A 14,871-nucleotide genomic window follows, 5' to 3' on the forward strand; every position below is an offset into this window, starting at 1 on the left:
GGATAAAGATTTTAAACTACAAATATAGAGTATATCCTTGGAAATATTCTATTATTGTTTTCAACACAACTGCCTATGTGATAAATTTCCTAAAACCGCATTTGTTTCACCTGACTATCAGGTACATTCAATGTGAAACAGGCGTCTTATTGGAAACAGTACTGATCCAGACTCCGATCAAAACAAATACAGTTCCTGTAACTTGCCACAAAGAAACAGGCTCATGCAAAAAAACAACTGCAATAACGGCTCCCATTACCGGGTCAAGATTGTTAAATATACCTACCTCAACCGCATTCAGGTATTTCATGGCATCATTATACCAGAAATAGCTTAATGCAGAAGCCAGCACTCCCAGATAGAGAATTTCAACCCAGCCTTGCCAGGAAATAACAGGTAATGGCTCATAGGATAATTCTACACCCATCAGAGGAATAAAACATATCGTTCCTATAATAGTAGACCATGTAGTAAGATGTGTAGAATCCAGATGTGCTAATTTTTTGGAAATAATGGTGTAGATTACCCAGCATAATGCAGATAGAATTACCAGGATATTTCCGACAATCACAGAAGACATCCCCCAAATGGAAGCCTGTAAAAAATCAGCAGTTTCTGGATTAGATACAAACCCTATACAAATTACTCCAATAATGGAAATCACCACACCAACAAGTTGAATCGATTGCAGTCTCTCTTTCAAATAAAGAGCAGCCAATACTACCACACCCACAGGGATAAATCCCTGGATCAAAGAACCCATGGCGGCAGAAGTATATCGTAATGCCAGATTAAAGAATGTATAATATAAGGTCACTCCCATAATACTCATACCTATTACTTTATACCAGACAGACCGATTCCAGCCAGGAGACATTGGAAGTGTTTTGTTTCGTTCTTTTACAAACAGAATGATTAGTAAGATAATAGATGCGAGAGCGAAACGCAGAAATGCAAAAAACACAGGTGGAATATGATAAATTCCTGCCTTAGTTACTGAAAATGAACCTGCCCAGACAAGCATTACCAAAGTAACCTTAACAACAGCTTTACTATGTATAGACATAAAAAGTAAGAATACAGGCACAAATATACCTGAAAGTTTTTCTATAGTTGTTACTAACCTAATAATCAACTACTAACAAAATGTCTAGGCTTTTAGTATAAAAGTAAGATATCTCTTCCTGCTAAGTGCTATTTCATCCACCCAATTTGCAAGTATGGAGAGTCATTATTTAGTTCATCGAATAAAGTCTTATGTCTACCGAAAAACGTTTCAGTTTGGTGGGATTTTAAAAGTAGGAATTCACGAAAAGGTTAACTTTAGATATAAGCTTCAACAACTATCATGTAAGTTTTAAATCATTTTTGCACAACTATGAAGTCTATACAACTTGACGCATTAAGCCAGTATTTCCCTCAATTACTTTCTAAATCTATTAATGAGCTTTACCAAAGTTCTTTTGAGCCACAACAAATAGTGTTGTTCTTTGAAGGATGGGAGTTTTATGAACCTTACAATCGTTATATTGATGATACAGAGAGCCGCAATATTGTATGGTTTAATGAATCAACCTATTGCATTAACGGGACTGAGTTGAAATGGCCTGCAACCCTGAATGACTTTATCACTGATTGCCATTCATTTAACGTAGATCTACGCTGGAATCCAGCTATTCAGGAAAGATTTTAGTGACCAATTTATATTTCTATAATAATAATATCCAACTTCCATAACTATCTATTAATCAAGCCTATTATTTTAATAGGCTTTTTTTATGACAGTAGTTAATCTGAACTTCAACAAAACGAAACTGTAAAGTTTCAATATATCCAGACATTTGTTTACTCATGTATTCACCTATAGGCTATGAAGAGGTCTATAGGATGAATACATGAGTAAATACAATTTATTTCCCTGCTACTTTTTTTAACCAGTCTCCTATTGCAGTGAGTGCAGTCGGGTCGATTGTCTGCTCAATAGTACCATATTCGCCAGGAAATCCACTATCAGCTTTCTGAAACAAGTGATTGAGTCCTTCCAGCTTTTGTACCTGATACTTTTTGTTTCCTCCTTGCTTCAATGCAGTTTCAATACCTTTCAAATTGTTATCCGCCAGTACCTGAACATCTTTACTCCCGTTGATAGCCAATACAGGTATACGTACTTGTTTAAGAACAGGAATTGGATCAAAATGGATGAAGTATTTCATCCAGGGAGATTGAGCAAGTTCTACACTTTGTAAAAAGGCATCTTCCGTGATTTCCAACTGTTTTTTACGAGAATCACTTATGCCTGCCGCTTTGTCTTTTATGAGCTGAACAATACCTTCTTTACGTTTTTGTTTATCTGTACTATTGCTCTCAGCAAGTTTGTCGACGGCATCTGATAACTCCAGAATAGTTTTTATTTCGCTATCACTAGCACCCATTTTCTTATAAAAAGTAATTGCCTGGGTTCTGAGAATTTGTTCTCCGGTTATTCCGGGTCCAGCCATTAATACAATAAAAGCTACATCCGGACTTTTGGAAGCAACCATTGGTGCTATCATTCCTCCTTCACTATGCCCTATCAAGCCAATCTTCTGGGGATTTATTTCTTTTCTTGTTTTCAGATAAGCGATTCCGGCTTTGACATCTTCTGCAAAATCAGCACTTGTCGCAGTAGAAAAACTTCCTGTAGATTTCCCTACGCCCCGATCATCCACCCGAAGGACGGCAAATCCTTGTTTTGTCAGATAATCCGCTAATACAAGGAATGGTTTATGGGCAAAAAGTGTCTCATCCCGATCCTGTGGCCCAGAACCTGAAATCAATATCACAACAGGAAAAGCAGTTCCTGTTTGGGGTAAAGTCAATGTTCCGGCAAGTTTAGTATGGGTAGATGGATTCTCGTAAACGACATCCTCTTCTTTATATGGAAAAGGACGTACAGGAAGCTGAGGTCTGTTTACAGTAATTCCCTTTTCGCTCTTCTGCATAACAAGTGGAAAACTGTGTCCATTCTGAGTGAATAGGCCTTGTATCAAAACACTGTCTTTACGATACAACCCTTTATACACAGCCCCTAGCCGATTCATGATCAGAGTCAAACTATCGTTCTGAAATGTAACAATATCAATAGGGATATCTTTAGCACCCTGATCTGGACTATCCAATGTTGCCTTATATCCGTTGGCCTCTGTATGAATATGTGTTACCAATCGCAATTTAATGCCAGATACGGCTAATGTCCCTACCCAGGAACCTTCCACAGGTGAGATTTGCTGGGCCTTCACAGAAAGGCATAAGCAGACCAATAAGAAAAATCCAGGTATACATCTTTTCATACTTGTCTTGTGTGGTTATTTACTGTTTGTAACACTTTCGGTAAGTAATCCAGTAAATTAGCAGAAGCTATATCAGTAAAACTATGGAATAGAACATTGTATCAAGTTATTTTTTTACGAAAGGCTATTTTGTTATACATACTTCAAGTAATCAAGTATAAATACATATTCTTTCCTATAGTTTACTACTCACTACCAACTCTAGCGATCATGAACCTCACCTATCGCCTGGCATTAAAGTCAGATCTGATTACAATTGTACAAATGCTGTCTGATGACAAACTGGGAGCAGAAAGAGAAAACCTTCAGATTCCATTACCAGTATCTTATTTAAATGCATTTGAGGCAATTACCCGTGATCCCAATCAAGAGTTAACTATAGTAGAAAAGGCTGGAGAAATAGTGGCTACATTTCAGCTAACCTTCATCCCTTATCTAACTTATCAGGGAAGTCCCAGAGCCCAGATTGAGGCTGTACGGGTTAAATCTGAGTATAGAGGACAAGGAGTAGGAACTGAAATATTTCAGTATGCTATCCAGCGAGCAAAAGACAAAGGAGCTCATTTGCTTCAGTTAACAACTGATAAAAAACGTCCAGAGGCCAAAAAGTTTTATGAGTCGCTTGGCTTCGTTGACTCACATGAAGGAATGAAACTGCATTTTTAGTAAAGAATGCAACTCTATTAATCAATCAACTGATTTATAATAATCAGTTGATTGATTATCCAATCTATCTATCTGTATTATGTACTTTGAATGTCATAAAATGCAGCACTAAAATTTCGGTTTTCCAGATCTTCTTTTGAGATACCAATATACAAAATTGCCAGACTATTAAAAGGCGTTGCACCTTGGTAAAGAAGTACATGCGAATCGTTTAAAGTCTTCATCTCTGACTCATATTTCTCATTCCAGACTTTGTATTTTTCCGGATCACTGGGAGCACGGCCATGTAGCTTCCATATATTCTGACGAAAATGATAGAACCAGGGGTTGTACTGTGTTTGTTGTGGATGCCCTAGCAAGTTGCTGCTATAGTCATCTGAGCCATCTATTTCTTGTATGGATCTGACTACCTTTTGTAGAGTATCAAAGTCTTCACCCAAATTTAATTTCTCATATTCTGAAGATTTGTATCCAGGTAACGTATGCGATATCTCAAAGCTCATCCTTTTACCATCAGTCGACCTGTTTGACTGAATAGACTCTGGAATGTAAATTAGCTTAAGATCCTCTTTTGCATCCGGATATGCACCATTTGATTGTAATCCTTTGAGAAATACATATAGCATTCCTTCCGTTGGTAATAGATTCTGACTATCAAAAGGAGCAATCTCGGCGAAATTGAGTTGAAACAGAAAGTTATCCTCTCTTCCTATATCTAATACCATATTGTCAGGTGTATCTGGAAAACCTCTGAATTTAGACTGACCAAATTTGGGTTGACCTGCTTCACTTATTACAATAGTAGGTTTCAAGGCTTGGATGACGGATTGCTCTCCTGCCTTCCAGGAATAATGACGAATGCAATCAGTGGCTGCATCCAAAGGTACAGATGCCATAGCTAAGTAGTTATTCTGTCTGAGATAATTAACACAGGCAGAGAGTAAAAAATAAAAATATGACGTCTAAATTCAGAAATTAGTACTTAACCCATACAAAAATATTCAATCAATATCTACACATGTTATATTATCTTTAATTTCCCACTATATACTAATAGTATAGGAATGAAATCCCGAAGTATTATGAGAGATTAAAAGGCGCCAGCAATATTGAAGCAGTTACGCCTTTTTCCTTAAATTTTAGTAATAGATTGTTGATTACCACTGTATCTTCTCTAGTATTATGTTCTGACATATCATTTTTTTGTGTAGGTATAATTTCTATCACAAAAGTATTGTCTGCATGATTCTGAAACAGATAAGTTCCAGAACGATGCTGATTGGGACTTACTATAATGTGGAAGGATAAATTAGATGTAATCTCTAGCTCTCCACTAAACCATTTGTCAAAATTAAACCAGCCATACCGATCTGTCGTATGCTCCTGAAATTTCACACTCCATTGAACAGCCAATACATCAATAATCGCATCAATACTTAGTGAAGATCTGATACCTATATAAAAGCTAGTAGATTCATATCCATAATAAACAAGTTCACTAACTAGCTTTTCAAATGATTCAACTCTTAGATACTCTTCAAAACCATTCCCACGTTCCATATCAAAGAAACAAACTTCCGGCTCTGACCTCACTGTTTCTTCCTGCCAGCCATAGTCGAAACACATATATGAATGTCCATACATACTTGAAACAATAATCAGACGATCCATATGATTAATTTCTGTTTGTGCTAGTTCTTCAATTTCTTCTTCATCCATAAACTCACTTAATTCCTGAAGAACATTTACTACTGAACCAACAAAAATCGGATCAAGTTTGGCATTGTTGTAGAATAATTCCTGTATACCATCTTCGAAAGGATAAGCACGTCTTCTGAGATGGCCGCCATTCTGAATCTTCATCAAATCTCTATACAATTCCGGAAAGCGAAATCCAATAGTGGATTCTATTTTAAGAATTTCCTCTTCTGTTCTTCCTCTGGTACGGTCTGTAAATCCCTTAGCTGGCTGAATCCAAAAATCATCTGTAAGCATTATCAAAAACATTTATGTGTACACAATACATTTTCAAACATAGATTTTTTTTGGAGATTTACAATTTCCTTATTGACTCACATGAAGGAATGAAATTGCATCTATAGTAAATATGTAACTCTATATCATCCACATTACTAGCTTTTTAATCAGCCAGCCATTTCTTTTTCGAATTGTAATGTATTCGTCTCCTCCAAACATTTGGTATATCGAAAATGTATACCAGTTTACCTTTTTATCAATTCTAAAAAGAGGCGTAATACCATAATCTTCAATTGAATTGACATTGTATTTGCGATATTGAGCGTATTGAGCAGTAGTCATAATCAAATATCGGTTCTCAACACCAACCAATTCTTTTAGTGCTGGATTTTCTGTCACAAGGCAAATTGTACGACGGGGCACAGGTCTCCTTTCTTTCATTTTCCGAAGAAACTCAGGCTCACAAGCAAATGTTGTATCATCAAATTGAACAAAACAACTATCTATACCAATGTGCTCTAATAAATATTGATATAATACAGTATACTTATTTCGTTTAGACTTATTTAATGGATTAGTGTCCATACTATCAGAGAGTCCATCGTTGTCTGTATCTGCATCCAGAGGGTTTGTGAAGCATCTTTGTTCCCAAATATCTTCCAATCCATCCTTGTCTGAGTCTTTTCTAAGTTCATCCAGATGAAAAGTAAGTACCCCACAATCTTTGAGTAACTCATACTCTGGAGATATTGCAGGCAAAACAGCTTGCTTCACCATACGAATCTGAGCAACTTCAATCTGAAAAGTAGAATCATTGACAATAAAAGGTAACTGAGAACGAGATTTAAGAAAGTAAAAACTTTCAACAGCTAAACCTGTAAAGTAATGCCTCCACTGCCCATGTTGAAAGATACCGATAGTATAATATCCATCTCTTCCATGATAAAGCATTGCCTTCATAGTACTCACCGAAGTCATCCGAACAATCCAGCTTTTACGTACTGTTTCAATAGTATCAGATTCCTCAAGTTCCCATATCGATTGAAGGCAGGAGTCGCTTTTACTGCCTTTGCTCTGAACAAAAAAATCCTGCGCCATCTGCCCATACTTTTTTCTGATAGGTGTAGGTTCCCAAGCCGATGTGAATGGCACTGAAGTCTGATTGAGAAAAGTAATATCTATTCCAATAAACCGAATAGAATCTATATAACTTTGGGAAACGGGTTCAAACTTTTTACTGTATCGGTGCAAGTGATTATAGTATTTTTCTTTTTCCTTACTTCCCAGGGATACTTTTCGAAAATCTATAGCTCCTTCTATATCCAGAAACCAAGAATATTGGAAATTAATCAGTATAAATGCAGTAATAATACAGAAAAACGTATATTTCATACAGGAGTCAGTTCACATCACATAGATGCAGATGAAGTTACTATTTCACACAATAGGAAGAGATTTTATAGCTGTAAGGAAAGTACCTTTCACAATGCCTTCGAATTAAACTTTTTTATCATTTTTCAATCAAAACATCTGACTAAACAATTTACTAGGCGCCATATGATGAGAACCGGCATATACATCTCTTTGACTATAGTACTCTTCACTATCTTTTCTTTTACAGGTTGTCGACGAAGAGATTCTATTCCTATCGACAATGTGTTTCGTTTTAAAGAGATACTAACTGTAGATGGTCTGCAAAGAACCTATACATTAAATCTACCTCCCACCTATTATACTTCTTCTGATTTTTCACTGGTTATTGCTATGCATGGAGGCGGAGGAAATGCAGACCAGTTTGAAACCACCTCCAAACTAACCGATAAGGCTAATACTGCCGGATTTATTGTGGTGTATCCGGAAGGAGTTCAAAGCGATGGACTGCTGAAAGCTCGTACATGGAATGCAGGTGGATGTTGTGATTATGCCCGTGATCATAACATTGATGATGTAAACTTTATCAGGCAGCTTATCAACCATCTGATAAGTACCTATAAAATAAATCCCAAAAGAGTTTATGCTACAGGGCATTCCAATGGAGGTATGTTGTCTTATCGTCTAGCCTGTGAGATGCCTGAAAAAATTGCAGCCATTGCAACCAGTTCCTGTACAATGGTAGTAAAACAACCTTGCAATCCATCTCGTCCGGTTCCGGTGTTGCATATGCATTCTGTAAAGGATGAACATGTTCCCTATAAGGGAGGTGTGGGTATCAGCAATGCGTATTTCCCTCCAGTTGATTCAGTATTGAATGTATGGTCAGCCATTAATGCCTGTTCTAACCCTGCTCAGGTTCTGGTCAATGACAACAGATACAAGTATACCAAATGGTCAGACTGTGAAGACAATGCAACTATACAGTACTACCTCACCCAAGATGGCGGCCATGGTTGGCCAGGAGGATTACCTGGAGGTCCTAATAGTGATACACCTTCGACAGTAATCAATGCCAATGATTTACTCTGGGATTTCTTCCAGCAGTATCAGCTTCCCTGATAATACGCCAAACTATCTCCTGCTTTAATTACATGAAAGCAGGAGATAGTTATATGCTCCACTCTATATTCCCCACCCATTTTGATTCTGTCACATTTTCAGGCTGGTCTGTCACATTTGTAGGAAATATTCCTTATCCTATAGTAATCTTGGTAAAAGATACGAACAGAAATAGGTTTGTACAGATTTATTACCACTCAATTACTATATCCTATGAAAATCAGATGGAGGGAGCATGAAATACTGTTAGTAACTATACTGACTATTATTACAGCAATCAGTTATATAGCAGACTTACAACGCCTTGTGCCCTGGCAACTGGATGATATCCGCTCTCATTTTGCAAAAGACCATATTCTTTTTAGCCTTATCTGGAACAGATTATTCCCACAAATAGGTGCATTACTGGTACTACACTTCTCTTATCTCTGGATCAATCTGAAAATACTACCCAACATATTGCAGTCAGATACAGATAAAAAATTAGTTATCATAGAGTCCAAATTCGTTTCATTGGAAGTAATTAGTCATCTTTTCCCTAGAAAATACATCTGGGGTATTGTGCAACTGATATTGATTAGCTATTTGCTGGCGTTGGGAGCTAATATAGCCTCTTATTTTGCACGTCCGCATTACGTTAACTATGGAGACTTCAGAATTCTGGCCTTGTTTGGATACAATGACCATCCACTAACAAACTTATTAGCTGGATTTGGCCGGGCACTGACACTAGTATCTATCTACCTGGCATATGTTGCAATACGCGAATTCTGTATTCACTTCATTACCACAACTAGTCGTCGAAGCTCTTATTATATATTGGTGACCAACCAGATTACAGGCTCATTCATTATTTTCCTGTGTGTGCCTTTCTTTCTGGCGGTCTTTCATCTGGTTGGAGATACTCCATTCTTTGAAGTATACTTTGCCTTTATTCCGCCCTGTATTATCACTTATATCTATACAACCTATTGGTTATTTCCACTGAAGGGCCAAAGATCCTTTTTACATTCCAGTGTTATTTTCCGCTTACTGTTTATTTTACTTCCACCCCTGATTTTTACTTTTGTTGCCGTAGAACATTATAATCCATTTATCAGACTCTTTTGGATCAATGTGGGACTTCAACTTTTTATTGTCACTCCTGTTTCATGGGTGTTGTATCAGCAAAAAGAAGACAAAATCCTTCAGCTCAGAGGAGTCGAAAAGGAATTAGTCCGTTCCAAAACAGATCTGCAATTTCTGCGTTCTCAGATTAACCCTCACTTCTTGTTTAATGCATTAAACACATTATATGGAACTGCTATACTGGATGGATCAGAACGGACTGCCGAAGGTATTCAAAAGCTAGGTGATATGATGCGATTTATGCTCCATGAAAACAACCAGGATTTTATTTCCATGCATCGCGAAATAGATTATCTCAAAAACTATATCTCCTTACAAAAACTACGAATTCACTCCTCTTCAGCAATCGAAATTGAAGATACTATTGACTCTCAATACTGTAATCATACCATTGCACCTATGCTCCTGATTCCGTTTGTAGAAAATGCATTTAAACATGGTATAAGTCTGAATGAAAAATCATGGATAAAGATCAAACTGGAATGTGACCAGGAAACTATCCGGTTTGAGGTACGAAACAGTATGCATCTTCATAAAAGTAATGATCCGGAAAAGGAAAAATCAGGTATTGGGTTAAAAAATGTACTGGAACGTCTGAACTTGCTCTATAAACACAAACACCAGTTCAATGCACATGGAGATGGAAATGAGTTTGTTGTTCAACTGGTGATTCAACCTTAAAAAATATATGATGACAGCCATTGTTATAGATGATGAACCCATTGCACTGGAAATAATCAGAAGTCTTTCAGGGAAAGTAGCATTTATTGAATTCGAGGCATATTTCGCCAATGCGTTTGAGGCGGTGGACTTCATACAAAGAAATAAAGTAGACTTGCTTTTTCTGGATATTAAGATGCCTGATATCTCAGGTATTGAGTTTCTGCAATCTCTTGCCAGTCCACCTATGGTTATCTTTACCACTGCCTATAGTGAACATGCTGTGCAAAGTTTTGAACTGGATGCTATTGATTATCTGCTTAAACCCTTTTCGCTATCACGTTTCTTAAAAGCCTGTACCAAAGCCCATGAACAATATGAACTCCGAAAAAATAATGTAATCGCACCACCTGCACCCTCATCCATCTTTATTAAAAGTGGGTACGAACAAATTCGTGTTGCACTTGACGAGATCTGGTATGTTGAAAGCAGTGGCAACTATATGAAGTTTGTACTTGAAAAACAAAAGATAGCCTCTCGACTTACCATGAGTGAAGCAGAAGCCCTTTTACCTGCTTCAGATTTTATACGCATACACCGTTCATTTATTGTTTCAAAAAAGCAAGTTGGCAAAGTTGACAAACGGAGTGTATGGATACGACAAACCGAACTTCCGATTGGAGCAGCGTATGTCCATGAAATTGAAAAAATCTTTCAGTAACCAACTTTAACTTACCAAACGTATGCAAAAGATCATATTTGCCATTTCGATGGCACTGGGAATGCTATGCCCTGTTTTTAGTCAGACTATACCTCAAAAACTGGATAATCTCCTGAATACCTATGCTCAATTGAATCAGTTTAATGGCACAGTACTGATAGCCAAAAACGGAAAGATACTTCTGGAAAAAGGATATGGATTTCAGGATATCCAGACTAAAACACCTTGCAGTACTAAAACTATTTATCAGATTGCCTCTGTAACCAAGACATTTACATCTGCCTTGGTTTTAAAATTGGCAGAACAGAAAAAGCTTTCACTATCGGACAAACTAACCCGATATTATCCCAATCTGCCACATGGTGACAGCATTACTATCGAACATCTGCTCACTCACACTTCTGGCATCCCCAGCATATCCTTAGATACCACAGAGATCAACAAAGAAGAAAACAAACTGGCAAATGAATCAATTATGATCAATGCATTAATGAAAGGTCCAGCTTTGGATTTTGTTCCGGGTAGCAACTGGAACTATAGCAATCTGGGGTATGCATTGTTAGGATACATCATCCAAAAGGTAACCGGATTGTCTTACTATCATGCTCTCCGACACTATATCTTCCAGCCTTTGCAGATGACACATAGTGGATTTGATTTTATCCATCTGGCAGATTCCCATAAAGCCACCGGATATTATACCTATCCAACACGTTCCGAGACAGAATTAGCAACTATTCTGGATTCAGCAGGCCCTTTTGCAGCAGGAGCTATTTACTCTACTGTAGGTGATTTGTACAAGTGGCACAAAGGATTGCAAGATAATCAAGTAATCAGTAAGGCATTACAAGAGAAGGCTTATACTGCGTATAGAAACCGATATGGATACGGCTGGATAGTAGATTCGTTGTTTAATACGCGGATTGTATCTCATAGTGGTGATATATGGGGATTTAAAACTAATTTTACCAGAGTTCCCACCAATGATATCTGTATTGTATTACTTAGTAATATAGAAGACAACGAACAGCTCACCACAATTACCAACAAGATTTTATCTATTCTCTATCAATGGCCTTACAGCTTACCTTCGCCTCCCAAATCCCCTGTCCAACTAAGTATAGATTCATTGAGACACTATACAGGTATCTATAAGGTAGATCCAAAATATAGCAATGCTATGTCACCAGAAATGCTGGAAATAAAGCTTGAAGGCATTAAGCTGATTGCTCAGGCTAGCCGCCAGTCCAGAAAAGGGCCACAATTTGAGATTACACCTCTAACCGGAAAGTATCTTGTATTAAAAGAGATAGGTGCAGAATTAGAAGTAGTGATAGATAATAAAGGAAAGGTATATCAACTATTTTCAGATCAATTCGGATTGAAGATTCCCTATAGGAAGGTTCCTTAAGAAATTATGTACTCATACTGTCCCACTTTTCCAGCAGCCAGACAGCTCGTCCAAAGTTCTGGCTGGCTGCTTTCTCAATCCAGTACTTGGCTTTCGTTAAATCCTTATCCAACATATCACCTTCCATGTATAGTTTTCCCAAATTATATTGTCCATGTGCCTGTCCGTTATCTGCTGTGGGATAATGAAATTCCACCTGACCCTCTATAGTAATATCCCAATAATCCCGTTGATTATGAAAATATACACAAAACAACTCATTGCTTTTCCAGAAACAATTACCAATCCCTTTACACAAAGCAATCTAGCCGCTTACTTCAAATCTATATACGAAAACCTGTCTAGTATTTGTATTCTCAAATCTCACATAGGTCCCCTGCTGCCAATCATATTCAAAATAAATACGGGCCTTCCATTGTTTGTCAGGTGATTTGTACACCTTACCCCAATAATCCCGAAACTCAAAGTTGTTATCCACAATATGTTGATATGCACTAGCAAAGTTTTCAGTCGGCCAATTATACATCTGTGCAGTATAGAGAATTGCCTCCTGAAAACGATCTAAGAAATACCGTTGATACGTTTTATCATCCAAACCACTCATATCGTCAACACGCAAAGATTGGTATACACTCCCTGCATATCCTATATTGTAAGGCACTTTCTTATCTTCTTTCTCATCTACGAACCAGACAATCAGTCGAAAGATATTTTCGGTTGTACGTAGCCTAGTAAAATAGTACTCATATAAATGTCCCAGATGATCAATTAAATGCATTCTTAACAGAGACGGCAATTGGTGAGATTCAAAGCGATATTCAATAGATCGTAAATAAGCAGGCATAGCATTTCTTTATAAGAACTCCATACGAAGAAATACTACGCCTGAATTAATTCCAATTTTATTGTATTACAAGTTTATGATGTACAACCGACTTTCCATTTTTTTACTTCTACTACAAACATTCCTCTCTGTATGGCAAATGAATCTGCTCTTCTTCCTGTATGGCTTTCTCACTCATATAATTGTCTTATTGGAAAGATGAATAGTAAATTAACCATTGTATTGTCTGAGGGATTGTGGTATATCTTTATTCTGTTCTATCTACTTCATCCAGGTATATTCATATATGCTTTTATAGAAAGGCCAAACCAAAGTAATTTTATATGTATTGGGATTGGATCGTCATCCAGCAACTCCATTAATGCATTTTCAAATTCATCCTGAGCATAATGAAAATTGACAGCTTTGAGATTACGTAAATGATAATCAGGATAGCTTATTTTGAGAAGTAATTAAGCATATAGGTTTTGCTAGTTTAAATCCTGATTTTGTTTAATTAAATAATGAATGATTTGTGCAAAATGACCAACTAATAAAATCTTGGAAGTACAATATGTTTGACAATAGTTTGTTTTTCCAAATTCGTTATCTATCATTTAACTTCTAACAAAAAAGACCTCTCAATATATATTGAGAGGTCTTTTTTGTTAAATATCCTGAGATATTCTATTACAAACTTTCAGTTAACAGGCTTATCGAAATTATTTAAAAAACTACTTTTGTTCAATAGATTTTATATTTTTTGAGGGACTCATGACCTCTTCAATAAACTTGTCCCCAAATCTTTTCCCTATTTCCACATACCCTTTTGTAGTAAAATGAACATTATTTTCTATAAAGTCTAAATCATCTGTTTTAATCATAGCAACATTTTTTATATTTACACTATCTTGTCTATTTTTTACCTTTTTCCAAAGCTTATCTTCTCCTTTTCCGATTTGAGCAAAAATAACAGGAAGATCTTCATTATGTAAATCGTGCCTTATGTCCTTAACAAACTTTTCAAAATACACATCCCAATCATTATAATGATCTGTACTATCTCCTTCAGCATCATTCTCACCCTGAAAAAACAATAGTCCTTTTATTTCTCCCTGTGAAGAAGAAGCTAAGGCTCTTTTTAACATAATCTGGTAAAGAGATTGTTCATCATAGCTTTTTTGCCATTGCCCTATATTAGTCCCTCCCCTTGCAACATTTATAATACCGACATAGCTATTTTTATCATAGTCAATTATTTGCTTTGCAAAAGCAATACTTGGACCAATGCGATTACGAACAGGCTCTTTTCCAGGCAACCATAGATAGTTTTCATTGAACATATATACTCGTCCATCTGTATTCACAGGTGTGTAGTCTTCGACATTTCCATCACCTTCCATGTTTGATTGGCCTGCAAGGATAAAAATAGAAAGCTTTCCTCTATGTTCAGGAGCAATTGCTTCTCTTTTCTCTTGTGGTATATAGGTGGGATTTGCTTTCTTTAAAAGATTACCCAGTCCATAATGTTTCTGTGTAATCATCCCCCCAAAGAAAGCTACTGCTATAATAATCAAAAATAGCAGTATGTATAGTTTTTTCATACAAATCGACAAATTCTATATCACTTTATAAGTGACAAAGCACCACCTCGCAATGTCTA

Annotated in this window: 14 protein-coding genes; 6 read left to right on the plus strand and 8 right to left on the minus strand. The window is 36.7% G+C overall.

Going from position 1 to position 14,871, the window contains the following annotated elements; all coding sequences use genetic code 11:
• Positions 1-127: 127 nt before the first annotated feature.
• On the minus strand, positions 128-1,066 hold the full coding sequence (locus tag QNI22_RS21795; RefSeq protein ID WP_314513965.1) for a DMT family transporter: 939 nt from the start codon (positions 1,064-1,066) through the stop codon (positions 128-130).
• Between the two features lie 312 nt (positions 1,067-1,378).
• Between QNI22_RS21795 and QNI22_RS21800 the strand changes: the two genes are divergently transcribed.
• Positions 1,379-1,693, plus strand: coding sequence for a hypothetical protein (locus QNI22_RS21800; RefSeq protein ID WP_314513966.1), 315 nt, complete (start codon positions 1,379-1,381; stop codon positions 1,691-1,693).
• A 217-nt stretch (positions 1,694-1,910) separates the two neighbouring features.
• Here QNI22_RS21800 and QNI22_RS21805 read toward each other — a convergent pair whose 3' ends face one another.
• Positions 1,911-3,329, minus strand: coding sequence for an alpha/beta hydrolase family protein (locus QNI22_RS21805; protein ID WP_314513967.1), 1,419 nt, complete (start codon positions 3,327-3,329; stop codon positions 1,911-1,913).
• Positions 3,330-3,539: 210 nt separating this feature from the next.
• On the opposite strand from QNI22_RS21805, the gene QNI22_RS21810 reads away from it, so the two are divergent.
• A complete protein-coding gene (locus QNI22_RS21810; RefSeq protein WP_314513968.1) occupies positions 3,540-3,995 on the plus strand; it encodes a GNAT family N-acetyltransferase in 456 nt (151 codons plus the stop codon).
• Positions 3,996-4,072: 77 nt separating this feature from the next.
• On the opposite strand, the gene QNI22_RS21815 is transcribed toward QNI22_RS21810, so the two are convergent.
• The 3 genes from QNI22_RS21815 to QNI22_RS21825 form a co-directional block, all read right to left on the minus strand.
• Entirely contained in the window at positions 4,073-4,891 is an 819-nt protein-coding gene (locus tag QNI22_RS21815) for a DUF1963 domain-containing protein (protein ID WP_314513969.1), read from the minus strand.
• A 184-nt stretch (positions 4,892-5,075) separates the two neighbouring features.
• On the minus strand, positions 5,076-5,990 hold the full coding sequence (locus QNI22_RS21820; protein WP_314513970.1) for an SMI1/KNR4 family protein: 915 nt from the start codon (positions 5,988-5,990) through the stop codon (positions 5,076-5,078).
• Positions 5,991-6,110: 120 nt separating this feature from the next.
• Positions 6,111-7,364, minus strand: coding sequence for a hypothetical protein (locus QNI22_RS21825; protein WP_314513971.1), 1,254 nt, complete (start codon positions 7,362-7,364; stop codon positions 6,111-6,113).
• A 165-nt stretch (positions 7,365-7,529) separates the two neighbouring features.
• Here QNI22_RS21825 and QNI22_RS21830 point away from each other — a divergent pair, with 165 nt between their 5' ends.
• The 4 genes from QNI22_RS21830 to QNI22_RS21845 all read left to right on the plus strand — a co-directional run bounded on the left by QNI22_RS21830 (position 7,530) and on the right by QNI22_RS21845 (position 12,385).
• Positions 7,530-8,465 carry an extracellular catalytic domain type 1 short-chain-length polyhydroxyalkanoate depolymerase gene (locus QNI22_RS21830; protein WP_314513972.1) on the plus strand — a complete coding sequence of 312 codons (936 nt, stop codon included), beginning with the start codon at positions 7,530-7,532 and terminating at the stop codon, positions 8,463-8,465.
• A gap of 213 nt (positions 8,466-8,678) precedes the next feature.
• A complete protein-coding gene (locus QNI22_RS21835; protein ID WP_314513973.1) occupies positions 8,679-10,274 on the plus strand; it encodes a sensor histidine kinase in 1,596 nt (531 codons plus the stop codon).
• Between the two features lie 7 nt (positions 10,275-10,281).
• On the plus strand, positions 10,282-10,974 hold the full coding sequence (locus QNI22_RS21840; protein WP_314513974.1) for a LytR/AlgR family response regulator transcription factor: 693 nt from the start codon (positions 10,282-10,284) through the stop codon (positions 10,972-10,974).
• 22 nt (positions 10,975-10,996) lie between these two features.
• Positions 10,997-12,385, plus strand: a complete 1,389-nt coding sequence (locus tag QNI22_RS21845; protein ID WP_314513975.1) for a serine hydrolase domain-containing protein — start codon at positions 10,997-10,999, stop codon at positions 12,383-12,385.
• Positions 12,386-12,389: 4 nt separating this feature from the next.
• Here the strand turns inward: QNI22_RS21845 and QNI22_RS21850 are convergent, their stop codons facing one another.
• The 3 genes from QNI22_RS21850 to QNI22_RS21860 form a co-directional block, all read right to left on the minus strand.
• Positions 12,390-12,683: an SEL1-like repeat protein gene (locus QNI22_RS21850; RefSeq protein ID WP_314513976.1), complete on the minus strand. Its 294-nt coding sequence runs from the start codon at positions 12,681-12,683 to the stop codon at positions 12,390-12,392.
• Positions 12,684-12,689: 6 nt separating this feature from the next.
• A complete protein-coding gene (locus QNI22_RS21855; RefSeq protein WP_314513977.1) occupies positions 12,690-13,229 on the minus strand; it encodes a hypothetical protein in 540 nt (179 codons plus the stop codon).
• A 713-nt stretch (positions 13,230-13,942) separates the two neighbouring features.
• A complete protein-coding gene (locus tag QNI22_RS21860; protein WP_314513978.1) occupies positions 13,943-14,812 on the minus strand; it encodes a sialate O-acetylesterase in 870 nt (289 codons plus the stop codon).
• Positions 14,813-14,871: the final 59 nt, after the last annotated feature.

Origin of the sequence: Xanthocytophaga agilis (assembly GCF_030068605.1) — a bacterium.
Classification (GTDB): Bacteria; Bacteroidota; Bacteroidia; order Cytophagales; family 172606-1; genus Xanthocytophaga; species Xanthocytophaga agilis.